Genomic DNA, 24,463 nt, shown 5'->3' on the forward strand with positions numbered 1-24,463 from the left:
ACCCTGGAGCGCAGCGAAGCGGCTCATCGGACGCCCCCAGGAAAGCGCCCAGTCGGAACGGAAATCACCCCCTCGCTTTGCTGAAGAGGTATACTTTTTTAACTTAACTTTATAAAGGAAGAGCCTGTATTTAAAGGTTCTTCCTTTTTTTTGCATTTAATACTTGCAAACATAAAAGTCATAGTGTACTATTCAACTAGTACACTATAACACGAGGTGTTTAATTTGAAAAAATTCGCAGGGCTTTTAAAAAAGGAATGGGTGCTTTATCGGACATGGCTATTTGCAGGGGTTTTTATAGGGCTTATGCTGTCAATGGTAGTTCCATATTTAATAAGGCGGTTTAGTGTTGAATTTACGATGGAAAATCAGCTGTCATTTGCCTTCTCGATACTAGTACTTGTCTTAGGTGGATTTTATTCAGTATTACAATTTCTAGCTAGTATGCGTCATGACTTAAAGAGCAAAGAGATATGGCTGCATTCAACTAGTTCCATTGCTCAGCTTGTAGGTGTGAAAATCGCATTTTCCTTAATTGGATACGCTATCTTCAATTTAATTTTTATGAGTATAGCTATTTACAAAGTCAAAGAGGAATTTATAGGAAACTTCGCGCAAATGTTTTTATTGCTTTTATTTTTTGTTGCAGTGATTGTTATGTTCCAATTGATGATGTTTGTGATCATGCTACTATTTTTAGCAATGAATCTCCAAATGAAACACTTTATTGGTGGTTTTTCTATTGTGATCACGATGTTTACCTTTTTCATTAGTATGGATTTATGGTTTAAATTTACAGAAAGTGATTTCTATGATAAAATTTTCCATCATATAGGGATTCGTTTAACTATTCTGGAGCAAATTTTTCCACAGTCACCATCATTCCAGTTCGGCTTGGGCACAATGTATGTCGTAGAAGAAGTAGCTACGATCATTTTGGTAGCGATCTTATTTATCATAGCGACAAAGTGGCTTGAAAAGGTGGTTTTACGATGACAATCGACTTTTCACGTGATAAGCCCATATATAGCCAGCTCGTAGATCGAATATGTGGGGACATTTTGAAAGGGAAGCTAGTGCTTGGAGATCGACTTCCTTCGGTTCGAGAATATGCAGTGGAAACAGGTGTCAATGTAAATACTGTGCAACGGGTGTATAAGGAGTTAGAAGCGATGAATATAACGGAAACCAAACGAGGTCAAGGTACATTTATTACAACCGATGATGGGCGAATTGCTCTTTTACGGGAAGAGATGAAAAATCAACTGGCAGATCATTTTTTAACTTCTATTGAAGCACTTGGGTTTTCAAAGGAAGAGATGCTCGTTGTTTTACAAAATAAATCGTGAGGTGAAATAAATGCTACAGCTATCAAATGTTTCTTTTCGTTATATGAAAAAGCCTATTTTACAAGATGTGACTTTTTCCATTCCTGTTGGACAAATCATTGGTCTTGTTGGAGAAAATGGTAGTGGTAAGTCGACACTATTAAAAGTGTTGGCCGGCATTTTACGTCCATCAAGTGGTGAGGTATTGCTAAATGGAACGCCTGTTACACGTAGAAGTGCTGATAAAATTGCCTATTTACCAGATATTGATTTGTTTTTTGATTTTTACACAGGTGAGCAGCTTTTTCAGCACTATGCCTCTCAATTCGAAGATTTTTCGTATGATAAGGCTTGTATCGTTGCAGAGTTTTTACAAGTTGATAAAAATGTGAAGCTACGGCAATTATCAAAGGGGAACCGTGGTCGAATGAAAATGGCCGCAACGCTTGGGCGAGAAGTACCTTTTTATTTAATGGATGAGCCATTTTCTGGTCTGGATCCAATTGTTCGGGAACAGCTGATTAAAGGGTTAATTCAATTTACAGATATTGAACACCAAACAATATTATTATCAACGCATGAGTTATATGAAGTAGAGCCTATTCTAGATCAAATCATTTTATTGCAAAATGGTTCGATCGTTGCACATGAGGAAGTAGAGACGATTCGAGATGTTTCGAATAAGGATGCTGTGCAATGGATGAAGGCGTTTTATAAGAAAGGGTGAAATTTATGACAATACAACCAATTGTTCAATTGCAAAATTTATCAAAAACTATTGGTGGTAAGCAATTGATTCAGCAATTGAATATCGATTTATATCCAGGGCAAATCACTGGATTTTTAGGACCAAATGGCGCAGGGAAAACGACGACAATTCGTATGATGACAGGTCTTATGAATCCAACAGAAGGAAAAGTCATTATTGATGGGATTTCCTTAAAGGACAATTATGAGGAAGCGATTAGTAAAGTCGGTGTAATTGTAGAAAATCCGGAAATGTATAAAATTATGTCGGGCTATAAAAACCTACTGCACTTTGCGCGTATGCATAAAAGCGTTACAAAAGAGCGTATTCAAGAGGTAGTTAGACAGGTCGGTCTTGAAAATCGTATTCATGAAAAGGTTTCGACGTATTCGCTAGGGATGCGTCAGCGTTTAGGACTTGCTCAGGCACTACTTCATCGACCAAAATTTTTAATTTTAGATGAACCAACAAATGGTCTAGACCCAGCAGGTATCCGCGAGTTTCGTATGTATTTACGTAAAATTGCAGCGGAGGATGGAGTATCTGTATTTGTCTCCAGTCATTTATTATCTGAAATTGAATTAATGTGTGATCGAGTAGCTGTCATACAAAATGGAAAACTTATCGATATTCGTGATATCAACGTTGAAACATCTTCGTTTTATTATATTGAAGCTACACCAAATGATCAGGCTGCAGCGCTTCTACAAAAGCTCGATTACAACTTTGTGGCCGAAAATAGTGGTTATGTTGTAGAGATAAAGAAAGAGGATATACCGAAACTTATTTCGCAATTTGTTAATGAAGCAATTCAGATATTTGCCGTTCAACCACATCATAAAACGTTGGAGGATCAATTCTTAGAAATGACAGGAGGTGGCCAAATTGCTGAATCTAATTCAAAATGAGTGGATGAAATTATGGCATAAAAAAGGAACTTGGGCAATGGTCGCACTATTAATCCTCTTTATTATTGGTCCTGGTATTATGATGAAATACTATGAAACAAAAACGACAGAGGATATAAAGTGGCAGGAAAGTGAACAAAATGCTATTAATGATTATAAAGAAATGATGAAAGGTGACGATGTATCGGCAGAGGATAAAAAACACTTTGAAGAGCAAATTGCTATTTCTGAGTATCGATTAGCAAATGATGTGCCGTCTCAAGAAGATGGAAGTGTAGCAAGCTTTATGTCATTTGCAGGTGGCATGCTGACTTTAGTGACATTATTTACGGTTATTACTGCAGCTAGTATTGTATCTAGTGAATTCTCTACTGGTACGATTAAAATGCTCTTAACGCGTCCGGTTTCGCGTGCAAAAATATTAACCTCGAAATTACTTACAACATTCATATTTGGGCTATTCTTAATTGCTGTTAATGTGATAGTAAGCGCTCTAGTTGGGTTAATACTATTTGGTGGTACAACGGGTGTTGAGTTAGAAATGGTCAACGGTCAGGTTGTTGAAAAAGCTGTATGGAATGATTTGGCATATCACTATTTACTTTCGGGCGGAAATTTTGTCATGTCAGTATTATTTGCTTTCTTAGTGGGCTCAGTTTTCCGTTCAAGCTCTTTAGCGATTGGCTTAACGATGTTCTTATCCTTTACAGGTGGAATGATTGTGATGTTCTTAAGTAGATTTAAAATCGTTAAATATATTTGGATAACACATTCAGATTTAACACAGTATGAAACTGGTAATTTTATAGTACCAGATATCACAATGCCATTCTCACTCACAATCCTTGCGATTTATGCTGTTGTTTTCCTTGTGATCAGCTATATGTCCTTTATGAAACGTGACGTCACAGCGTAAAAAATGAATGAACTTGTAGCCCAATTGGTTGAAGAAAAGCTTCCAATTGGGCTACAGTTTGTTTCAATGGCAATACGATATACATCCCTATAAATAAATTATGCTTAGGTGTAATTGAATTTAAAATAGTTGAATCCCTTCCTTAATTTCAAAAATAATGTTTATTTTTTGTACGAGTGGTAATATAATTGAAAGCAACTTAATGAAAACGCTTTTTTTTTCTATTAAGTGGTCTAGACAACTATACCAAAGGGGGATAAATAATGTTAGCTTTCTTACAAAAAATCGGTAAGTCGTTAATGTTTCCAATCGCTACATTACCAGCAGCCGCAATATTGTTACGCTTAGGCTCTGACGACATGCTTGGTGCAGTGTCAAATGACGTTATTAAGCATATTGCAAGTATTATGGCAGCATCTGGTGATGCGATTTTGGGTAATTTACCTATTATATTTGCGATCGGTATTGCGATGGGCCTAGCACACGATAATAGTGGTGGTGCAGCATTAGCGGGCGCCATTGCACATTTAGTGTTAGTCGCAGTACTAGGATCTGTAAATGAAGAACTGAATATGGGGGTATTCGGTGGTATTATTGCAGGTATTACAGCAGGCTTGCTTTATAACAAATTCTATAATGTAAAATTCCCAGAATGGCTGTCATTCTTCGGAGGACGGCGTTTTGTGCCAATTATAACGTCCATCACTATGGCGATTTTAGGTGGTATTTTAGCTGTTGTATGGGGACCAGTTCAAGGTGGTATCGATTCAGTAGGAAACTGGTTAATCGGTGCTGGATCACTTGGTGTTGGGTTATATGGCTTCTTAAATCGTCTATTAATTCCAGTCGGTCTACATCATGTTATTAATACAATCATATGGTTTGACTTTGGTGAATTTACAAATGCTGCAGGCGAACTTGTCAAAGGAGATATTCATCGATTTTTAGCAGGAGACCCATCAGCAGGACATTTCCAAGCAGGTTTCTTCCCAATTATGATGTTTGGATTACCAGCAGCGTGTCTTGCGATGTACTTTGCAGCGAAAAAGAAAAATCGTGCAGTAGTCGGGGGTATGTTCGTATCCATCGCGTTGACAGCATTTTTAACAGGTGTAACAGAGCCTATTGAGTTTACATTTATGTTTTTATCGCCAGTACTTTATGGGATCCATGCAGTCTTAACAGGTATTTCGCTTGCCGTTGCCTATCTTATTGGATTCCGTGATGGTTTCGCTTTTTCCGCAGGTTTAATTGACTATCTTTTAAACTTTGGTTTAGCAGATAGTCCATGGCTATTACTTCCTTTGGGCTTAGGTTTCGGGGCTATTTACTTTGTCGTTTTCTATTTCTTAATCAAGAAATTAGACTTAAAAACACCTGGTCGTGAAGACGATGATGAAGAAGGGGCAGATGTTGCTTCAGCTGTTTCGGATGATTTAGATGTACGTGCTTTCCATACAATCGAAGCATTGGGTGGACAAGAAAATATTAAGCAAGTTGATTACTGTACAACACGTCTTCGTATGACTGTAGATGATGCGAATCAGGTGGATGAAAAAACATTAAAACAAACGGGCGCACGTGGTGTTATGCGTATCAGTAAGACGAATGTACAAGTGGTTATCGGTACATCTGTAGAGTTTTTGGCAGAAGCCATGAAAGATCGCCTGAAAAAGGGGAATCCAGCGCCTTCAAATGTAGATTTACAAAAAGAAGCGCCTGTTGAAGAAGCAGCAGCAGAAGGAATAAATCCTTCCAATGATTTTGAAATGCCTATTACAGGAGATTTAATACTGTTATCTGACGTGCCAGATGAAGTGTTCTCGTCAGGTATAATGGGGCCAGGTTTTGGTATTCATCCAAAGGATGGTACAGTTCATGCGCCATTTGATGGTCAAGTAGTAATGCTTTTCCCAACGAAGCATGCGATCGGCTTAAAATCTAATACAGGTGTAGAAATATTAATTCATGTCGGTTTAGATACGGTCACTTTAAATGGTGAAGGTTTTGAAGCACTGGTGACAGAAGGGCAATTAATTCAACGTGGCGATACATTATTAAAAGTTGATTTTGAAGGTATTAAAGACAAAGTACCGTCTATCGTCACACCAGTTGTTTTCACAAGTTTAATGGGGCAAGAAATTACACTTGAAAAAACTGGTTTCCAACGAGCAGGTTCTCATAACATTATTTCGATGAAGAAGTAACAAATAAGGGATGCTGTCTAAAAAGGTCCATCTAATAAAATGAACATGCTCTAATCGTAAATCCGCTTTACTTTCTGTGGGAAAGCATATGTTTATCCCACAGGAATCTACGCGGATATTATCGCTATATCAAAATATTAGCATTGATAGGATCACTTCAAACATACTATTTTTTAGGACAGTATCTTCTATCAATCCTAGGAGATGTTTTTAATGAATTTATTAATCCGTAACATCACAGTCGTCAATGCAACAGGACGAAAGGAATGTGTCGATGTTTTCATGAAGGATGGGAAAATTGCACTGATTGCGCAGCGAATTAACGCAAATCATGCGCAACTATTAGATGGTACAGGGAAATTTTTATTCCCTGGTTATATCGATATGCATATTCATGGCTCTGCTCAAATGGACACGATGGATGCATCGATTGAAGGTCTTCATACGATGGCGAAATCTCTTGCAAAAGAAGGCACAACAGGCTTTTTAGCAACGACGATGACACAAAGCTATGAAAATATTGAACGTGCCCTTGAAAATATTGCGCAGTTTACTTCAAATCCAGATGAGGCAGAACTTCTAGGTATTCATGTAGAAGGTCCTTTTATATCGAAAAAGCGTGTAGGTGCACAGCCGATTGAACATGTTGTACCACCTGATTTCGCAGTTTTTACAAAGTGGCAACACATAAGCGCCAATAAAATTAAAGAAATTACAATGGCGCCAGAAGAACCAAATGGATTTGAGGTAGTTCAAGCAATTGCAGAAAGCGGTGTGGTCGTATCAATTGGTCATTCTGATGCAACATTTGAACAAATGAAAGAAGCGGTTCGTCATGGTGCAACACAAGGCACACATTTATACAACCAAATGCGCCCATTCCATCATCGAGATCCAGGTGTTGTTGGTGGCGTATTATTATTAGAGGAACTTAAGGCAGAAATCATTGTTGATTTTATTCATATGCACAAGGACGCCGTGAAGATGGCATATCGTTTAAAAGGAGCAGATGGTATTATTTTAATTACCGATGCAATGCGAGCAAAATGGATGCCATATGGAGATTATGACTTAGGTGGTCAAATGGTTCACGTCTCCGAAAGTGGAGCGCATTTATCAAATGGAGCCCTTGCTGGTAGTGTATTAAAAATGGACCAAGCTGTACGGAATATGCAACTCATCACGAACTGTACGTTAGAAGAACTTGTTAAAATGTCGAGCTACAATGCAGCAAAACAACTAAAATTGACGAACAAAGGACAAATCGAACAAGGATTTGATGCAGATGTTGTAATTCTGGATGAACACTTAATGTTGCAACAAACAATTAAGGCTGGCAAAGTAATCTACGAAGCGTAAGATTTCGATGCTAGTTTAAAAAGTAAATAAGGGGGAATAGGAAATTGAGACTGGAACGCTTTGCTTCAAAAGAAGATTTATACGCTCGTGCTGTAGACATTATCGTGAATACTAAAAATGAAGGTGCTACAACGTTCGGTCTAGCTACAGGTGGTACAATGGAACCGTTGTATAGTAAAATTTGTGAAACTGATATCGATTTTACGAATTGTATTAGCTTCAACCTAGATGAATACGTTGGACTAAGTGCTAAACATGACCAAAGTTACGCATATTATATGTACAAACATTTATTTCACAACAAACCATTTAAAGAATCTTATTTACCGAATGGTTTAGCTAATAATCCTACAGAGGAAATGGGAAGCTATGAATCATTATTACAGCAGCATCCATTAGATTTTCAATTGCTTGGGATCGGACAAAACGGTCATATCGGCTTTAACGAACCAGGCACATCATTTGATTCGTTGACACATCTTGTAACGCTTGAAGAATCAACACGTCAAGCGAATGCACGTTTCTTTGATTCAATTGATGACGTTCCAACCGAAGCATTTACGATGGGAATTCAATCAATAATGCGCGCTAAGTGCATTTTGTTAATCGCTGTAGGAGAAGCAAAACGTGATGTATTAGAACGCGTTCTTGCATCTGAAAATACAGAAGATGTCCCGGCAAGTGTATTAACAAAACATCCTAATGTCATTATATTAACAGATTTACAAAAAGAGGAGAATGAACAATGAAAACAAAACAATTTACAGTAGTAGACCCACTAGGTATTCACGCGCGTCCAGCTAGCCAATTAGTTACAGCAGCTACACCATTTGCTTCTTCTATCGAGTTACAGACAGAACAAAGAACGGCCAATTTAAAATCTATTTTAGGTGTTATGGGATTAGCCCTAAAACAAGGTTCAATATTTACTTTACACGTAGAGGGGGAGGATGAAGAACAAGCGTTTACTGCATTAACAAAATTAATTTCAGAAACGGGGCTAGCACAATGAACCAACTCAAAGGTATTGCCGCATCTGACGGCATTGCCATTGCAAAAGCTTATTGTTTAGTACAACCGGATTTATCGTTTGCGAAAACAACTATTCAGGATATTGATGCAGAGCAGCAACGCTTAATGGCCGCGCTTGAAAAAACAGCAGAAGAGTTAGCCGCTATTCAACAGCTAACGCATGAAAAGTTAGGTGCGGAAGAAGCAGCCATTTTCGGTGCACACCTACTTGTCGTAAAAGATCCAGAATTAATTGGACCGATCAAACAAAAAATTGCTGAAGAAGCTGTGAATGCTGAATATGCATTGAATGAAGTTTCAACGATGTTTGTATCATTATTTGAAGGTATGGATAACGAATATATGAGTGAGCGTGCTGCAGATATTAAAGACGTGTCAAACCGCGTTTTAGCGCATCTGCTCGGTGTACATATTCCAAATCCAAGCAATATTAATGAACAGGTGATTGTTGTAGCAACTGATTTAACACCTTCTGAGACAGCACAATTGGACCGTAATTTTGTACTAGGCTTTACAACGGATATTGGTGGTCGTACATCACACTCTGCCATTATGGCACGTTCACTAGAAATTCCAGCCGTTGTAGGAACAGGTACAGCAACTGAGGCCATTCAAGATGGTGATTTATTAATCGTGGATGGTTTAACAGGGGATGTACTTGTGAACCCAACAGAAGATGTGGTTGCAACCTATAGAAAAAAAGCGGAAGACTTTACTGCTCAACAAGTAGAATGGGCAACATTACGAAACGAAAAAACGATGTCTACAGATGGCGTTCAAGTTGAACTAGCTGCGAACATTGGGTCACCAAATGATTTAGACGGCGTTTTACGTCACGGTGGTGAAGGAATCGGTTTATATCGTACAGAATTTTTATATATGGGACGAGACAACTTACCATCTGAAGAAGAGCAATTTACCGCATATAAAATGGTCTTAGAAGGAATGGACGGTAAAGCGGTTGTTATCCGAACACTCGATATTGGTGGGGATAAACATTTACCATATTTACCGCTCCAAGAAGAAATGAATCCGTTCCTAGGCCATCGTGCGATTCGTCTATGTTTAGAGTATCAAGACATTTTCCGCACACAATTGCGTGCATTATTACGAGCATCCAATTACGGTAACTTAAAAATTATGTTCCCTATGATCGCGACTTTGCAAGAATTCCGTGACGCGAAAGCGATTCTTTTAGAAGAAAAGGAAAACCTACTTGCACAAGGCGTAGCGGTAAGTGAGATTGAGATTGGAATTATGGTCGAAATTCCATCAACAGCAGTGATGGCAGATATTTTTGCGAAAGAAGTGGACTTCTTCTCGATTGGTACAAATGATTTAATCCAATATACGATGGCAGCGGATCGTATGAATGAAAAAGTATCTTATTTATATCAACCTTATAATCCTGCGATTTTACGTTTGATTAAAATGGTCATTGATGCGGCTCACAAAGAACAGAAATGGGCTGGTATGTGTGGTGAAATGGCAGGGGATGAATATGCTGTACCGCTATTACTTGGTTTAGGTCTAGATGAATTTTCTATGAGTGCAACATCCATTTTAAAAACGCGTTCCTTAATTAAACATTTATCCGTTGCGGATATGCGAGCATTAGCAACAGAAGCATTACAATTAACGACATCTGATGAAATATTAGATAGAGTGAAGCAAGCTATTCATTAATTGAAAAAGTAGTTGAAGATGGAGATCTTCAACTACTTTTTTATGTGCGCCCGGCATGCGTATGAACTATAGGGTGTAAGTCCCGAACCCCGAAGACAGAAGTAGAGGTTATCCAAGAGCAAGGGTGTCCGTGGTGACGCGGAATCTGAAGGACCCTGGAGCGAGCATCGCGAGTGAAGCGGCTCATCGGTCGCCCCCAGGAAAGCGCCCAGCTGGAACGGAAATCAACCCACGTTTTGGTGATGAACCATGAAAAACAAGAGAGGGCAATTTATGGAAACAGAATGGTTGCGAACGTTTATTGTTGCTGCGAAAACAGAGAATTTTCGTGAGACGGCAGAACAACATTTTATGACACAATCAACAATATCGAAGCATATTCAGCATTTAGAAAAAGAACTACAAACAACACTTTTTGAAAGACAGGGGAAGCAAGTAAAATTAAATCATATCGGTGCTCACTTCCTTCAATACGCAGAGAAAATAATGGCAACGATTGATGAAGGTTTACAACATACAGTTTCCTTCTTGAATGGTTTCACGTCTCAGTTAACAATTGGTGTTGCACCACAAATAGCTAATTCTACATTACCAGTCATCATTCATGCATTTCAGCAGCAAAAACCTTCCATTCAACTAACGATCGAATTGTTAAAGTCCAATGAAATCGGGGAAGCGGTACATGCAGGCAAAGTAGATATCGGTTTATCAAAATTAACATCGACACGTGACATTCACACGGTCCTTCTCGCACAGGAACCGCTTCAATTGATTGCTCCGATATCCAAAAGGGCGACAGATGCACGAACTCTTTTACAGCAAGAAACGATATTAACACATGAATATGCACCTTACTGGCAAGACATTCAACAAGTACTACAACAATTCCCAGGCTATAAAATAATGAATATTAATCAAACAGAAGTAATAAAAAACTTTGTCAAGCAAGGATTAGGGATTGCCTTTTTACCAAAAAGTGTAATAGAGGCAGAATCTCACCAGCAATTACTTCATAGTTATTCGTTAAAGGAATGTTCCCATATTGTTTCGGATACCTATTTTTTAACGAAATATGTTACAGCGGATATAGAGGCGTTTTTAGCAGTTTGTCATTCCGTCTACGAAGGGAAGATATCACTAGAATACTAATAAATAAGGCTTGAAAATATTGGTTTAAAAACATTTGGGCGTTGTTTTTATTTTCAAACACTTCCCTAACCTCGGAAAGATTATCTTTAGAAAGAGAATTATTGTCATGCGGTTGGGGGTTATAATTGAAAGGCGGCTATTGTCATGAAATTGGATTTAATGAAATTATTTGATGGATATGTTAGAAACTATCATACTTTTAATCTAACAATACATCATGGAAAACACTCATTTACTATGACTGAAATCGAGCGTTTTTCAAGGTTAGGTTCAATGTTGGGTTTTTTCCCATACACAGAAGACACTTGTAACGCTACGAATAGACCAATGGACTTAACATGGTGGGGTAATTATGATGGCGAGTATTGGCATGACTTTGTATTACACCTAGAACGTGAAAACTATTTCAAAAAAGATGAAGAAACATTGGACAAGCTTTTTTGTGAACGTGAGTATACGCCATCTAATATTATTGGGATAATGAATGTTCGAAATCATGAAAGAATTGAGGAATTGCTTTCACAAGCAAAAACTATGTGTAAAGTTGATAACGCTTTGCTAATTTTCAAAACAACTTCTAGCGGAAAGAGTCAAAAATATTTTGATGAAGTTTATGCTTATTTACTAAATACGAGAAAAATTGTTGAATCTAAAACTGCTTACGTTTCTGATATTTCAGGGACTTTATATATGTATTATGAAAATGAAAAGTGACTGTTATTATAGGCTTCTATCGTGAGTTTCCTTATTATAGCGCCATAAGGAATACTGGAACATAGGAATAGAGGAAATGACTAGGATTGCATTTTTTTATAATCTTATCAGTTGTGAAGAGGGGCTCTTTGACTTATATGTTGACGGAATGGGTGATAAAAACTAATTAAGAGCCAAACAAGTAAAATTAAATAAGCAAATTCAAGTTAATAAAGAAGAAGTATGATCTATTGAAAAATCACTTGCAGTTGTTGAGGGTTCTAGAATTGATGAAGACCGAATTAATGCAATCCAACGGTATAAGTAAGCACGGGTTTCGGTAGACACTAGCAAGAAGGAATTGAACAAACTTGCTAAAGAAATTATTGAACGTACTGAACTAATCCGAGAAGATAAAAACATTGAAATAAAGATAAACTTCCTTTAACCTACCAAATTAATGGTAGGTTATTTTCTTTTAAAAAGAAAAGGGAGTGTAGTAAAAAACAATAAAGCGATATCTGCTTACAATATTTCGAATTTCTCCCGTTAAAATAAACAACCTCTTGCTTTTGGTTGTTAAGGAGATAAGCGAATTTTTTTGATTTCGTTAATGTGAACGTGCTTTTATGTATAATAGAGCAGATAATGAAAATTTTCTTTTAAATATTTATAGAAAGAGTGAAAAAAATGATTGGTGCAACATTATTATTTATCCTCGCAGGTATTGGCGAAATTGGAGGCGGCTATTTAATTTGGCTTTGGTTAAGAGAAAGTAAACCATTTTACTGGGGCATTTTAGGTGGGATTGCGTTGGCTTTATATGGAGTTGTCGCTACTTTTCAATCCTTTCCAACCTTTGGAAGAGTCTACGCAGCCTATGGAGGTGTCTTTATTGTTCTTTCTATTTTGTGGGGCTGGGGAATAGCCGGAGAAAAACCAGACACTTTGGATTGGGTTGGAGCAGGTATTTGTTTGATTGGTGTGATGGTGATTTTATTACCTCGTTCATGATAGGGAGAATAGGACCTTCTACTATTTTTATGAGCCTTCACAATTTGAGTAAAATCATCATTGTGAAGGATTTTTTATTTTAATGTGTGTCTAAACACCTGCTGAAAAAAATAAAAATTTTTGTAACGAATCTTCTTTAATAGCTATATATAAGTGTCCACCGTTAAAAGTCTAGAGAGAGGAGGGAGGAAAGTGGAGGATTTAAGTGAAATTTACAAATCGTATGCAGATGAAGTAAAACGGTTTCTTATTTGTTTAACAACGAATGTCGATTTAGCTGAGGAATTGACGCAAGAAACGTTTTATCAAGCTGTGAAGTCAATTGACCGATACAACGGTGAATGTAAGATGTCAGTTTGGTTATGCCAAATTGCAAAGCATACATACTATAACCATTTAAAAAAGGAAAAACGTTTTAGCCATAGTAGTGTAGAACAAATGATGGAAATGGGGTTGGATGTTCCATCTAATGCGGCGTCACCAGAAGTGGAGTTTGCAAAACGTAATACATTTATTTCATTACATAGAGAAATTCATCTATTAAAAGAACCGTATCGTGAAATATTTTTGCTTAGAACTTCCGTCCATCTTAGTTTCAAGGAAATTGGAGAGATATTTGATAAAAGCGAGAACTGGGCAAGGGTAACCTATTATCGAGCCAAATTAAAACTGGTAGAAAGGATCCGAGGTGATCAGGATGAACTGTAATATAATAAAGGATTTATGCCCCTCTTATATTGATGGTATTTGTAGTGAAGATACTTCTAGAGTTGTCGAGGAACATATCCATCATTGTGAAGAGTGCCGACTGTACCTAGAAGTGATGGAGCAGCCAACAAATACTATTCTGCCAGAAGAAGTCATGGCAGCAAAGGCGCCTTTTAAAAGAATTAATAAAAAGCGTCGTATTCAAGTTTTCATTTCCATTTTGCTTACCTTTATGCTCACAATTATAGGCTATCAAGTTGTTCAAGATGTGGGGGTTGTACATGATTACTTTTTCCCAAAGAATATGACAATTGTAAATGTAACAGATGATAAGGAAGAGTGGAATGCCGTAAATTTCGGCAATGAAGAGTATTTTAAGTTTGATAGTATTTTTTGGAACAAAGAAATCGTAAATGATGCAAATAATGATAGTGAAGTACTTCTAAGAATTAAAGATGCAAATGGTCATGTTATAGTAGATGAATTTCACATATCGCCCGGGAAAAGCAAGAAATTGGAGGGACTAAAGAAGAACGTAAACTACTACCTCGAGATTAAAGTTAAAAAAGGCCAATTTTTCATTAATGTAGTTTAAAAATAACATATTAGAGGGTTTTTAGAATTTAAATCGAATATCTAAATAGTAATGCCAAAAAGTTTGGAGGTCGCAATTTTGCTACTTTACTTTTGATATCTATCATCTACCTAAAAACTTTCAAAATAATTTAGGAGCTGATATATGATGATATACAAAAATTCTCTTGATGGAATTTCCGAAGATATGTTGAATGGCTTTTTTGTGGATTGGCCGAATCCACCAAATCCTCAAACTCACTTAAAGTTGCTAAAAAACAGTAGTAAAGTAGTTATTGCATTAGACGATCATACGAATCAAGTAGTTGGATTTATTACTGCTATCAGTGATGGGGTTCTATCTGCCTATATTCCGTTCCTTGAAGTTTTGCCAGAGTATAAAAACAAAGGTATTGGCAAGGAATTAGTCAAACGAATGTTAAAGGAACTTGATGATATCTATATGGTTGATTTGTGTTGTGACGATGACTTAGTTCCTTATTATGAGGAGTTTGGCATGATCAAATCAAACGGTATGCTCGTTAGGAATTACGAAATGCAGTCGGGAATTTCAAACAAATAAATAGATAGAAAAACGCTTGGATATTTTCCAAGCGTTTTATTTTGCGCTACATGATACGCCAATGTTTACTGCGATTTCATTTGAGAGATGGTCAGATTTTTACTGTTGTATAAAATGAATGCTATTTTTTTACAGCTACAAAGCGTAATCTGCAATAATCAGCAATCCATTGATGCTCCTGATAAAACGTTGGCTTTAATAATTCTTCGCATTTTGCATAAATCTGTTCTTTTTTAGTTTCCGATAAATGCTGAAGCATATTAGTACTGAACATCACTAGCCAATTCCTTAGCCCATCCTCGCCATGAAGCGGTGTTGGGCGTTCGTATAGTGAAATCATTTCAACTGTAAATCCTGCACCTTCCAACTTCGACTGGTATTCTTCTACAGTTGGAAAATACCACGGGAAATATTCCTCGATATAAGATAGTTTGTATTCTTCCATACTTTTTTGAAGCGCCCAAACAATAGAAGCGATATTACCATGTCCACCCATTTCAGCGACGAAACGACCACCTTGTTTAAGTGAACGGTAAATATTTTGAATGACTTCATCCGGTTGTTTCATCCAATGTAATGCAGCATTTGAAAAGGCTGCATCGAATTGATTTGTTAGGTGAAGTGCTGTTGCATCCATTGTGTGAAACGTAATGTCTGGGTATTTTTGCTGTGCAGTGGTAATCATGTCGTGGGAGGAATAACCCCAAGAACATTAGCACCAAGAGCTGTAATTTCATGGGCTAAATCACCTGTACCACAGCCGACATCTAAAATGTCTTCATTTTTTTGTGGGGCAAGCAAATCCACTAAGCTTCCTCCAAGTCTTGAAACAAAACCATGCTTTTGATCATATAAAAGGGCATTCCATTTTGTTGTCATTGTCCCTCATCTCCTTTGTTTGAGCTTACCAGAGAGTTTAATTGAACAGAAATGCGTAAAATGATTAGTTTTGATTCCACATTGGAATATGGGGGACCAGATTAGTAATAGTTTCGGTGAACCGTATCCTAAGTAAGCGAATTTGCCTATTTGATTTGTATTTTTACTAAAGTATCTGTTGCATCTAAATAAGTCACTTTACAGGCAACCGTTTCTTCTTTTAAGTAAGAAAATTCATGGCCATCTGCCGAAATATTTAAACCGTCAATGTAAATATTATAGTAGTTCGAATGTGAACCAAAACGACCACCACTTTCTTCAAAAAACGCAATTTCACAAATACCTTCGGCGGTTTGATAATTCTCAAGGCTATTATTAATAATGTCTATTAATCCTGTAACAACCAAGTACAGCGCACATAACATAAAAAAACTACATACGATTACCACAAGATAGAAATCTTTTTGCGTTCGTTTTACCATAAGGAAGTGTGCAATTATACCGATTAAAACAATAAGACCCAGCCCAGCAATTATCGTTGTAGAATAAATTTCACTCATGGATGATTGCTCCTATCATTTTTATGCTGATATCTTTTGTTTTTGGTCTAATAGATGACTAATGAAAGTTAGCAGACTTGCACAGACTGCAACTACTCCACCGACCCATGTTACATTCATCAAATTTCCTTGATGGTATACAATTCCGCCTAATGCAGAACCAAAAGCGATACCTACATTACTTGCCACTGGCATAAGTGAAGCAGCGAGTCCTGTAGCATTTGGATGATAAATTCCGGCGAGGTCTATTAAATAAAGCTGAGTAGATGTTGTTAAGAGGATGGCCATCAAAGACATTAATCCTATGTTTACCAAACCTAAAATAAAATGATTTGTAGTCCAAAATAAAGTTGTCAGAACAAATGCTTGCACGAGAAAAACAAATCGAAGGCGACCTATTGCATTATGGCTGGCAATTTTACCGGCGAGAATGTTGCTGAAAATCGAGATAAATCCGTAACCAAATAAGATTAAACCAATAGAATTATTTGGTGCCCCCATTTCCTTCAAGATAGGAACTAGGTACGTAAAGACGGCATAAGTTGCGCCGAACCCGAGAGCAGGAATGAAAAAAGCCATCAAAATTCGTGGCTTGGTCATTAATGAAAATTGATCCCGTATCGAACTTCGAATTTGGCTAAGTTTATCAGGTAAGATAAAAAAGGATGCCAAAAACGCCAATCCTCCTAAGAAAGTGGTTAACATGAAAGTGGCATTCCAGCCGTATCGTTCAGCGATCATAATACCAATTGGCACTCCAACTACATTTGCAAGTGTGAAACCGCCGAAAACGAATGATATAGCAAGTCCGCGTTTTTTAATCGGCATTGTTTCACTTGCAACAATCATGGCTAGAGAGATTAATACTCCTGTTACAATCGCTGTCATAATCCGAAGTGTAAGAAGCATGATGTAGCTCGTCGAAATTACGCACAAAGCATTCAAGACGATGAAAGTTCCTATCAAAAACAACATCCATTTACGCTTTGGAAAATGACTTGTTGCTGACATCACTAATGGTGTGGCGATGGCAAACGTGAGTGCAAACGCAGAAACGAGTGTGCCTGCTTTTGCGTTTGTCATCTGAAGGCTTGAAGAAATATCTGTTAAGATTCCGACAATAACAAATTCGCTTGTCCCTAGAACAAATGTTAATAGAGTAAGTGTTAAGATGAGCAACCAATGTCGCTTGGATAATTTCGTAGGATGCATAAATACCTCTTTTCTTAGATGAATGTAAATGTGTCACATAGTAGATATACAGCCTAAACATCATACCATAAAATCTTTTTGTGAGGAAAAACCTCCTTTAATCAAATAGAGGTTATTGATTACCAGAATTGACAAGGATACAGAACACTATTTAAGAGAGCACACTTTAGTTCTTTTAATAGAAGTAGGTATTAAAAAATATGTATGTAAAATCGCACTTATTTACCATACGGTGAACCGTATCATAAGTAAGTGCGGTTAAAATGAAAGACCACCTAAAGTATTGATTTATCTGTGTTTTAGGTGGTAAAATCCTAATAATTTTGCTTGTTTCATCTAATGCGGGTTTTTTTGTTTGCATGAGTTGAATTCATCAACCTCGGCATCTGATTCTTCATAACTATTGTGCAGCTACTCAATTAATTCATTATTTTACTTCATTAAGTGGAAGCATTATACAAAAATAATATATAAGCCTTTTGTTATAGGTGAAATGGAGGTATAATTTACTTTATGTTGCAAAATTCGGAAAGTGGATGCGGTTGTTATTTTCAGGAAAATTAAATTACAAAATTTAATTGCACAATTTAAATGAGGGCGGGTTTTTTTATGTGGATTTTTTTGGGGGGCATAATAATAGGACTTTTACTAATATGTTTACGCCTACATTATCAAAAATCTAAGCTACAACAAAAAGTAGAGTTATTAGAACCACTGGTGGAATCGGTTGAAAATATACGTGATATTTTATATTACTGTGAGACGGATCCTAAGTTGAAATATTTATATTTAAGTCCTACTGTCAATAATCTCCTTGGTCCAAATGCATTAAGAGATCATGTACAAGATCCTGATAAAATTTTTGAAATCGTCCATCCAGATGATTATGAGATCTTAGTAAAGAAATCATTAGGGACACTTAATTTTAACCAGCCTATTACGGTACGCTTGAAAAATCATCTAGGGGAGTATATTTGGTCTGAAGAAAATGCTACACCTGTTTATAAGGATGGCAAGTTTGTAGCTATACAAGGTTTATTTAGAAATATTAATGATAAAGTCGTATTACAACAGCAATTAGAGTACAAATCTACGCATGATGCCTTAACAAATTTGTATAATCGTGATTATTTTCAAGCAAAGATGGCTCATTTTAACGAACGCAACGACCCGATTACAGTAGTCCTAGCAGATTTAGATGAGCTGAAATGTGTTAATGACGAATACGGTCATCAAATGGGGGATAAATTAGTTTGTGAAACAGCAGCTTGTTTGGAAGCTTATGCAGATAATGACATGCTTATAGCAAGAATCGGTGGTGATGAATTTTCTATTCTTATTCCAAATAAAAGCGTTTTACAAGTCGAGCAATATTTAAAAAACGTTGAGATGAAAATGCAAAAAGACTATAAAGATTTGCCGTTCTCATCGATTAAAATATCTATCGGATATGAATATAGCAACTCCTCTTTCGGCGTTATGGAGCAGTTGTTTAGCCAAGCAGATGCGAAGATGTATAAAAATAAAAAGAAAAGAAAATTATTGAAGGAAAAGGTTTAGTCTTTTATTTCGACGCAGTAAACCGCACTTAAATGCATTAAGGAGAACCTCACCATGAGTAAGTGACTTATGACAAGAGAGCCAGGGACATAATAAAAAGTCATCATTTCTCGAAAGAGAAAAATGATGACTTTTTGCAATAATAGAAGGAATTGATTTGCGTTCCGGGTACGCTTTAAGGGGGTGGCCTGAGGAGGTTTATTAAAAGAACCATCTAGATTAAAGCTATTCTTTTGACAACAATAGAAAATCTCTAGTAAACAAAGTAAGCGCCTTGTTTACTAGAGAAATGTATTGTGATTATTTAATTAAAATGCTCTTGTTTTTAGCGTTCCACATTACAGTTTTACCAAGCTCTTCGCTTACAAAGCGAAGTGGAACAAACGTCGTGCCATTAATGACTTCAGGTTTTACTTGAAGTCTCTTAGAATTGCCATTAACAGTTACATAATAGCTATCAGTATTTAATACGATTTTTGAACCGTTTAACTGTACTGTAATCTCATTATTTTTAGAATTCCAGTTAACTTTTGCACCAAGCTCTTCACTTACAAAGCGTAAAGGAACTAAGGTTGTTTCTTGTTTAGTGAAAGGTGCAACAGCAAGTGTTTTACTTTTACCATTAATATAGGCTGTTTTACTATTTAAATATAATAAAATCTCGTTGCTTTTTGTTGTTGCATTTGGATAACTAGCAGTTAAAGTATACGTACCAGAAGAGTATTGATCACCCCAATAGTCAGCGTAAACTTCGATATAGTATGTGCCAGCTGCTAAATATTTTGAATAAGACTGTGAGCTAGAATCCAGTAATTTTTTATTTGCATCATAAATTTTAAAACGTGCTGGCGCAGAAGTATTGGATAACGAGATGTTAACATTTCCTTCTTTATTTAACGTAATTGAATAAAAATCAATATCATTGCTATTTGACATTTGAGATTTGATTGGAGCATTTGATTTGATAGGGAAAGCATTTTCTAGCGTATCATTAGGTTCAAATGTTGATGGATTGTGCTCTTTAGAATTTGTAGAATAAGTCGCAATTAAATCATACGTACCAGAAGAGTAATGATTATCCCAATAGAATTCATTAACTTCAATATAATAAGTACCGGCTTTTAAAGGTTTGAAAAGAGAAGAGTTACTGCTAGCAATTAAATTTTTATTACTATCATATAGGTTAAATTTGATTGGTGCAGATGTATTTGCTAAATAAATATAAACATCACCATTGTCTACACTCGTAGTAAATTTGTAAAAATCAACATCATTATTATTTGAAATTAAAGAAGAAATCTTTTTTCCTGACTGAATAGGGAAAGCATTTTCACGCGTATCATTAGGTTCAAATGTAGTCGAATCATGAGTTACATTTCCACTACTATACGTCGCTTTAATTTCATAAGAACCGCTAGAATAGCTATTACCCCAATCGTAAGCATTAACTTCAATATAGTATGTACCAGCTTTTAAAGTTTGGAAAGAAGAAGAGACATTCCAAGCAATTAAATTTTTATTACTATCATATAGAGAGAATCTGATTGGCGCAGTGGTATTTTCTAAATAAATATTAAGATCGCTATTATCTTGCTTAGTATTAATTTGATACCACTGTGATTCATTTGAAGATGTTAGGGTGTTTGAATGTGTGTTGCCAGATTCTAAATTAATCGTACTTGATGCATGACTTGTTGAAGCGAATCCAATCATAGCAAACATCACAAGAAATAAACTTAAAATATGTTTTTTCAATAATGCCACTCCTTTAAAATTATATTGTATTATTATACAAAAAATATATTAATAAATAACTATAAAATCAACAAAAGGATATATTCTCCTAGTTTTGAAAGGATGTGTCTTAAAGTAAAAAATACCAAGTAGCTGATGGAAATTAAATTTCCCTTTATAAAAAATTAGTATAAATTTTAATTTTTAATAAATTATTGATGGATGTTAATGAACAATGTAGTAGGATAGTACATTTTATGTGGCAGTTTATAATAGATGGACAATCAGCGACTTTTTACCCTAAATATATGGTGGATCAAGATGCAGATAATAATGGTTATATGGTTAGTGAAGTGAACATGACTTAATTTAATGTAGGCTTGTCAATAGATTCAGTATTGGAGGGTAGCTAAACTTATTGGATATAATTTGAATATGGTTGCCGTCATTGCGAGTATGAATAGGGTTTTGAAAGTAGTATGCCATCTTCTTTAACGCAATTTACCATACGAATACGAAAGAGCAGCTTCCAACTGTTCATCAATGGTAATTTCACTATATCCAATCCGACCTTGCGAAATATTTCGTTAGGTCTTTTTGGCGTGTGTAAATTTGTTTGCTTTAGAGCGGTAGCCGTCCCAGCTAAACAAAAAAATATCACCCTCATGTAATGGTGATAAGCCAATATTTTTCAAAGTTTTAGATATATTATTTAGTACGTTGTATTGTGTTACCAAGGTCTTGTTGTTTTTTTGTCAACATTTTTCGGGTGAATAGGCACAATTTGTCAACACGAATAATATGATATAAAAAAACAAGGGAAGTGGTTATGTGAATTGGTTAATGATCGTGGCTTTTACTTTTTCATCCAGTATTGATAATTTGGGTGTTGGACTTTCTTATGGGATTCGGAAGATAAACGTTAGATTTGATAAAAATATAGTAATCTCGGTCATTTGTTTTCTAATGAGTATGGGAGGCATTACATTTGGCGTTTGGCTCTCTAAAATTCTTCCAGGTATGCTGCCTGTGATCATCGGTGCGTTATTATTATTTATCATCGGGATTCGGATTATTCTTTTAGCTAAACCACGGAAAGAAGAGACTTCAATAGTAGGTAGTAACAATAAAATACAGTCCAAAAATGTTCAAGACATTTTAAAAAATCCTGAGGAAGCTCACTTCAATAAGTCTGGAGAAATTGGATGGGGAGAATCGATACTTCTTGGCATAGCCTTATCGGCGAATGCACTTACGAATGGTGTAGGTGCAGGTTTACTCGGTCTTTCACCGCTTGTCATCTCGATCACTGCTGCAATTGGGAGTTTTATTACTGTTTGGATAGGGGTTAAGTTAGGAAGTAAAGTAGCAGATGTTCGAATCGGTTCTTTTACTTTAGGGCAATTTGGAACAATTATTAGTGGTGTAATTCTGTTAATAGTTGCTATTGGAGCATTCTTATAATTTCTTTCAGCGGAATCGGGAAGGAACCGGACGAAAGTATGCCGGGGCATAATAGATTTAAAGTGTTGACAAAATGTCAATGTAATAATACACTTCTTGAGAATGATAATTTCATATCCTTTTAGACAACTGCATTAAGTTAAGATAGTCATTATAAGAAGGGAGAATCGAAAATGGCTGAACAGAGAAACAGTAATACTCTAGGTTTATTGCTGAGGGAGTTGTTGAAAGAACGTTCATTATCTATGCGGAAGTTTAGTGAACTCACTGGAATCGACACAGCTACGATCTCACGGATAATAAATGGAAAAAGAAAGGCGACACCACAACATTTAGAAAATTTTGCTGACTGCCTTAGCGTTCCGTTAATCAATCTTTTTGAAGCAGCAGGATACCCAATTGAACATAGACAAGAAGAGCCAGAACCAGATTCAGATATCCATACGTCTGTTGACTCAATACAAGCTTTTCTTAAGTCTTCAAATGTTTACGATGATGAATTTTCGGTGGCAAATGTTGAACAGAAATTAGAAAGCTATGGATTCTATGCGCAAACAGATGAAGGTAAAAATTCGATACTTAAGGATTTTGATGAAAAAATTAAGAGTGTTGGAAGCATAGGTCCGTTTATCAGCAAATTAAAAGAGTTATACGAGAAATTCACATTGGGGAAGGGCACAATTTTTGAACTAACTGTAATTGGAAGTACATTATTATATTTTATTATCCCTGTAGATGTTATACCGGATTATTTATTCCCGATTGGTTATTTAGACGATGCAATAGCTGTACAACTTACTACAAAGGCATTACTTAAAAAATAATTTAGCTTTAATGATAGGTGGATATTGATGAGAAAAAGCAAAAAGAGCCGTAAATGGCTAAGGAATTTGTTCTTAACATTCGCATTAGTAATCGTAGCAGGGATTATTTATGGGGTGTATCAATACAATAGCGGATTGGCTATGGCAGACGATAGTCATATTAAAGATAACGAAAAGGCGTATGACCCATTTGAAGGTGCAGATGTGCAATTTGGTCAAATTAATGTGCTATTAATGGGAAGTGACGCTAGAGATGAGGACGGTAGATCAGATACGTTAATGATTGCACACTATGATCAAACGACGAATGATGTAAAACTTATTTCTATCATGCGAGATACGTATGTTGACATCCCAGGGCACGGAATGAATAAAATAAATTCTGCTTTTGCTTTTGGAGGTCCTGAACTAGTAAGGAAAACAATTAAGCAAAATTTTGATATTGATGTTAATTACTATGCTCTCGTGGATTTTAAAGGATTCCCTAAAATTATAGATCTTTTAGCACCGGATGGGATTGAAGTTGATATTCCTTATGAAATGTCCTATGGAATTGGTATGACCTTAAATCCTGGAAAACAAACTTTACATGGTAACGAGTTATTAGGCTATGTACGATTCCGTCACGATCGTTTAAGTGATTTTGGGCGAGTGGAACGCCAGCAAGAGGTTTTGACAAAGGTGAAAGAACAGATCGGTGTTTCAAGCTTAATGAATTTGCCAAAAATACTTGGTGTTGCAGATTCATACTTTGATACAAATGTTGATAATAAAACAATCCTTACCATTGGAAAAGGAATTGTAAATGGAAAATCTAGTATGGACACTTTACGAATTCCTATTGCAAATTCTTATGATGATAAACGTACGAATGTAGGAGATGTTTTAGATATTAACTTAGATAAGAACAAACAGGCGTTAGAGGAGTTTTTATCATCGAAGGACAGTGAAAAATGACGACTTTCTCCATTTCTTCAAACGAATTAAGTAGTTAGCAGGAAATACACATTAAAATTAGAGTATGTTTTGAACAACTTTTTCAAAACATACTCTTTTGTTATTATATTAGTTCCTACATCATTCCAATCTTTTGTTGGACAAAAATCACTAATGCTACATATCTAAAATTCTTTCATTTTTTGATCATAGAGAAAGGGAAAACGTCAATTTAACATTAATTTCGATGAACCGTATCATAAGTAAGTGAGGTTTTTAAAAATAGTACAGCAACTCCCCAAATAGTGGACCGTATAAAAAGAATGAACTCCTTATGAGAACAGAATAGTGGTAAAGCAGAGAATAGAAGTTCCTCTGGATAGCAAGGTT

General features: G+C 36.1%; 25 protein-coding genes. 20 read left to right on the forward strand and 5 right to left on the reverse strand.

Going from position 1 to position 24,463, the window contains the following annotated elements:
* Nucleotides 1-216: 216 nt before the first annotated feature.
* From ACQKN2_RS00970 to ACQKN2_RS01045, 16 genes are all read left to right on the forward strand, one after another.
* Nucleotides 217-996: a hypothetical protein gene (locus ACQKN2_RS00970; protein ID WP_427413253.1), complete on the forward strand. Its 780-nt coding sequence runs from the start codon at nucleotides 217-219 to the stop codon at nucleotides 994-996.
* Nucleotides 993-1,349 (forward strand): GntR family transcriptional regulator, encoded by a 357-nt coding sequence (locus tag ACQKN2_RS00975; protein WP_427413254.1) that lies wholly within the window; start codon nucleotides 993-995, stop codon nucleotides 1,347-1,349. Before ACQKN2_RS00970 ends, ACQKN2_RS00975 begins: the two co-directional genes overlap by 4 nt.
* 10 nt (nucleotides 1,350-1,359) lie before the next feature.
* The gene (locus ACQKN2_RS00980; RefSeq protein ID WP_427413255.1) at nucleotides 1,360-2,055 is read left to right on the forward strand and encodes an ATP-binding cassette domain-containing protein; all 696 of its coding nucleotides are present in this window, start codon (nucleotides 1,360-1,362) and stop codon (nucleotides 2,053-2,055) included.
* A gap of 5 nt (nucleotides 2,056-2,060) precedes the next feature.
* Nucleotides 2,061-2,984: an ABC transporter ATP-binding protein gene (locus ACQKN2_RS00985; protein WP_427413256.1), complete on the forward strand. Its 924-nt coding sequence runs from the start codon at nucleotides 2,061-2,063 to the stop codon at nucleotides 2,982-2,984.
* Nucleotides 2,953-3,900, forward strand: coding sequence for an ABC transporter permease (locus ACQKN2_RS00990; RefSeq protein ID WP_427413257.1), 948 nt, complete (start codon nucleotides 2,953-2,955; stop codon nucleotides 3,898-3,900). Before ACQKN2_RS00985 ends, ACQKN2_RS00990 begins: the two co-directional genes overlap by 32 nt.
* Nucleotides 3,901-4,163: 263 nt before the next feature.
* Nucleotides 4,164-6,107 carry an N-acetylglucosamine-specific PTS transporter subunit IIBC gene (nagE, locus tag ACQKN2_RS00995; protein WP_427413258.1) on the forward strand — a complete coding sequence of 648 codons (1,944 nt, stop codon included), beginning with the start codon at nucleotides 4,164-4,166 and terminating at the stop codon, nucleotides 6,105-6,107.
* 213 nt (nucleotides 6,108-6,320) lie between these two features.
* Nucleotides 6,321-7,466, forward strand: coding sequence for an N-acetylglucosamine-6-phosphate deacetylase (gene nagA / locus ACQKN2_RS01000; protein ID WP_427413259.1), 1,146 nt, complete (start codon nucleotides 6,321-6,323; stop codon nucleotides 7,464-7,466).
* Between the two features lie 44 nt (nucleotides 7,467-7,510).
* The gene (locus ACQKN2_RS01005) at nucleotides 7,511-8,215 is read left to right on the forward strand and encodes a glucosamine-6-phosphate deaminase (protein ID WP_427413260.1); all 705 of its coding nucleotides are present in this window, start codon (nucleotides 7,511-7,513) and stop codon (nucleotides 8,213-8,215) included.
* Complete coding sequence (locus ACQKN2_RS01010) at nucleotides 8,212-8,478, forward strand: HPr family phosphocarrier protein (RefSeq protein WP_427413261.1); 267 nt, start codon at nucleotides 8,212-8,214, stop codon at nucleotides 8,476-8,478. The genes ACQKN2_RS01005 and ACQKN2_RS01010 overlap by 4 nt, the downstream gene beginning before the upstream one ends.
* Nucleotides 8,475-10,184 carry a phosphoenolpyruvate--protein phosphotransferase gene (gene ptsP / locus ACQKN2_RS01015; RefSeq protein ID WP_427413262.1) on the forward strand — a complete coding sequence of 570 codons (1,710 nt, stop codon included), beginning with the start codon at nucleotides 8,475-8,477 and terminating at the stop codon, nucleotides 10,182-10,184. The genes ACQKN2_RS01010 and ptsP overlap by 4 nt, the downstream gene beginning before the upstream one ends.
* A gap of 273 nt (nucleotides 10,185-10,457) precedes the next feature.
* The gene (locus tag ACQKN2_RS01020; RefSeq protein WP_427413263.1) at nucleotides 10,458-11,333 is read left to right on the forward strand and encodes a LysR family transcriptional regulator; all 876 of its coding nucleotides are present in this window, start codon (nucleotides 10,458-10,460) and stop codon (nucleotides 11,331-11,333) included.
* Between the two features lie 144 nt (nucleotides 11,334-11,477).
* Nucleotides 11,478-12,047 carry a hypothetical protein gene (locus ACQKN2_RS01025; protein ID WP_427413264.1) on the forward strand — a complete coding sequence of 190 codons (570 nt, stop codon included), beginning with the start codon at nucleotides 11,478-11,480 and terminating at the stop codon, nucleotides 12,045-12,047.
* 669 nt (nucleotides 12,048-12,716) lie between these two features.
* Nucleotides 12,717-13,040 carry a YnfA family protein gene (locus tag ACQKN2_RS01030; RefSeq protein ID WP_427413265.1) on the forward strand — a complete coding sequence of 108 codons (324 nt, stop codon included), beginning with the start codon at nucleotides 12,717-12,719 and terminating at the stop codon, nucleotides 13,038-13,040.
* Nucleotides 13,041-13,232: 192 nt separating this feature from the next.
* The gene (locus tag ACQKN2_RS01035) at nucleotides 13,233-13,748 is read left to right on the forward strand and encodes an RNA polymerase sigma factor (RefSeq protein WP_427413266.1); all 516 of its coding nucleotides are present in this window, start codon (nucleotides 13,233-13,235) and stop codon (nucleotides 13,746-13,748) included.
* On the forward strand, nucleotides 13,738-14,343 hold the full coding sequence (locus tag ACQKN2_RS01040; RefSeq protein WP_427413267.1) for a zf-HC2 domain-containing protein: 606 nt from the start codon (nucleotides 13,738-13,740) through the stop codon (nucleotides 14,341-14,343). Before ACQKN2_RS01035 ends, ACQKN2_RS01040 begins: the two co-directional genes overlap by 11 nt.
* A 147-nt stretch (nucleotides 14,344-14,490) precedes the next feature.
* The gene (locus ACQKN2_RS01045; RefSeq protein WP_427413497.1) at nucleotides 14,491-14,904 is read left to right on the forward strand and encodes a GNAT family N-acetyltransferase; all 414 of its coding nucleotides are present in this window, start codon (nucleotides 14,491-14,493) and stop codon (nucleotides 14,902-14,904) included.
* Nucleotides 14,905-15,025: 121 nt separating this feature from the next.
* Here the strand turns inward: ACQKN2_RS01045 and ACQKN2_RS01050 are convergent, their stop codons facing one another.
* The 4 genes from ACQKN2_RS01050 to ACQKN2_RS01065 form a co-directional block, all read right to left on the reverse strand.
* A complete protein-coding gene (locus ACQKN2_RS01050; protein WP_427413268.1) occupies nucleotides 15,026-15,589 on the reverse strand; it encodes a class I SAM-dependent methyltransferase in 564 nt (187 codons plus the stop codon).
* Nucleotides 15,586-15,783, reverse strand: coding sequence for a class I SAM-dependent methyltransferase (locus ACQKN2_RS01055; protein WP_427413269.1), 198 nt, complete (start codon nucleotides 15,781-15,783; stop codon nucleotides 15,586-15,588). The genes ACQKN2_RS01050 and ACQKN2_RS01055 overlap by 4 nt, the downstream gene beginning before the upstream one ends.
* A 146-nt stretch (nucleotides 15,784-15,929) precedes the next feature.
* The gene (locus tag ACQKN2_RS01060; protein WP_427413270.1) at nucleotides 15,930-16,343 is read right to left on the reverse strand and encodes a hypothetical protein; all 414 of its coding nucleotides are present in this window, start codon (nucleotides 16,341-16,343) and stop codon (nucleotides 15,930-15,932) included.
* 21 nt (nucleotides 16,344-16,364) lie between these two features.
* Complete coding sequence (locus ACQKN2_RS01065) at nucleotides 16,365-17,555, reverse strand: MFS transporter (RefSeq protein WP_427413271.1); 1,191 nt, start codon at nucleotides 17,553-17,555, stop codon at nucleotides 16,365-16,367.
* A 609-nt stretch (nucleotides 17,556-18,164) separates the two neighbouring features.
* Here ACQKN2_RS01065 and ACQKN2_RS01070 point away from each other — a divergent pair.
* The gene (locus ACQKN2_RS01070) at nucleotides 18,165-19,115 is read left to right on the forward strand and encodes a sensor domain-containing diguanylate cyclase (protein WP_427413272.1); all 951 of its coding nucleotides are present in this window, start codon (nucleotides 18,165-18,167) and stop codon (nucleotides 19,113-19,115) included.
* A gap of 300 nt (nucleotides 19,116-19,415) precedes the next feature.
* Here the strand turns inward: ACQKN2_RS01070 and ACQKN2_RS01075 are convergent, their stop codons facing one another.
* Nucleotides 19,416-20,870, reverse strand: a complete 1,455-nt coding sequence (locus ACQKN2_RS01075; RefSeq protein ID WP_427413273.1) for a copper amine oxidase N-terminal domain-containing protein — start codon at nucleotides 20,868-20,870, stop codon at nucleotides 19,416-19,418.
* An 810-nt stretch (nucleotides 20,871-21,680) separates the two neighbouring features.
* Between ACQKN2_RS01075 and ytaF the strand changes: the two genes are divergently transcribed.
* The 3 genes from ytaF (at nucleotide 21,681) to ACQKN2_RS01090 (ending at nucleotide 24,094) form a co-directional block, all read left to right on the forward strand.
* A complete protein-coding gene (ytaF, locus tag ACQKN2_RS01080; RefSeq protein WP_427413274.1) occupies nucleotides 21,681-22,313 on the forward strand; it encodes a sporulation membrane protein YtaF in 633 nt (210 codons plus the stop codon).
* 173 nt (nucleotides 22,314-22,486) lie between these two features.
* Nucleotides 22,487-23,137, forward strand: a complete 651-nt coding sequence (locus ACQKN2_RS01085; protein WP_427413275.1) for a DUF1232 domain-containing protein — start codon at nucleotides 22,487-22,489, stop codon at nucleotides 23,135-23,137.
* A 234-nt stretch (nucleotides 23,138-23,371) separates the two neighbouring features.
* On the forward strand, nucleotides 23,372-24,094 hold the full coding sequence (locus ACQKN2_RS01090; RefSeq protein WP_427413498.1) for an LCP family protein: 723 nt from the start codon (nucleotides 23,372-23,374) through the stop codon (nucleotides 24,092-24,094).
* Nucleotides 24,095-24,463 lie beyond the last annotated feature (369 nt).

It is taken from the genome of Lysinibacillus sp. NPDC093688, from assembly GCF_050280145.1.
Lineage (GTDB): Bacteria > Bacillota > Bacilli > Bacillales_A > Planococcaceae > Lysinibacillus > Lysinibacillus xylanilyticus_B.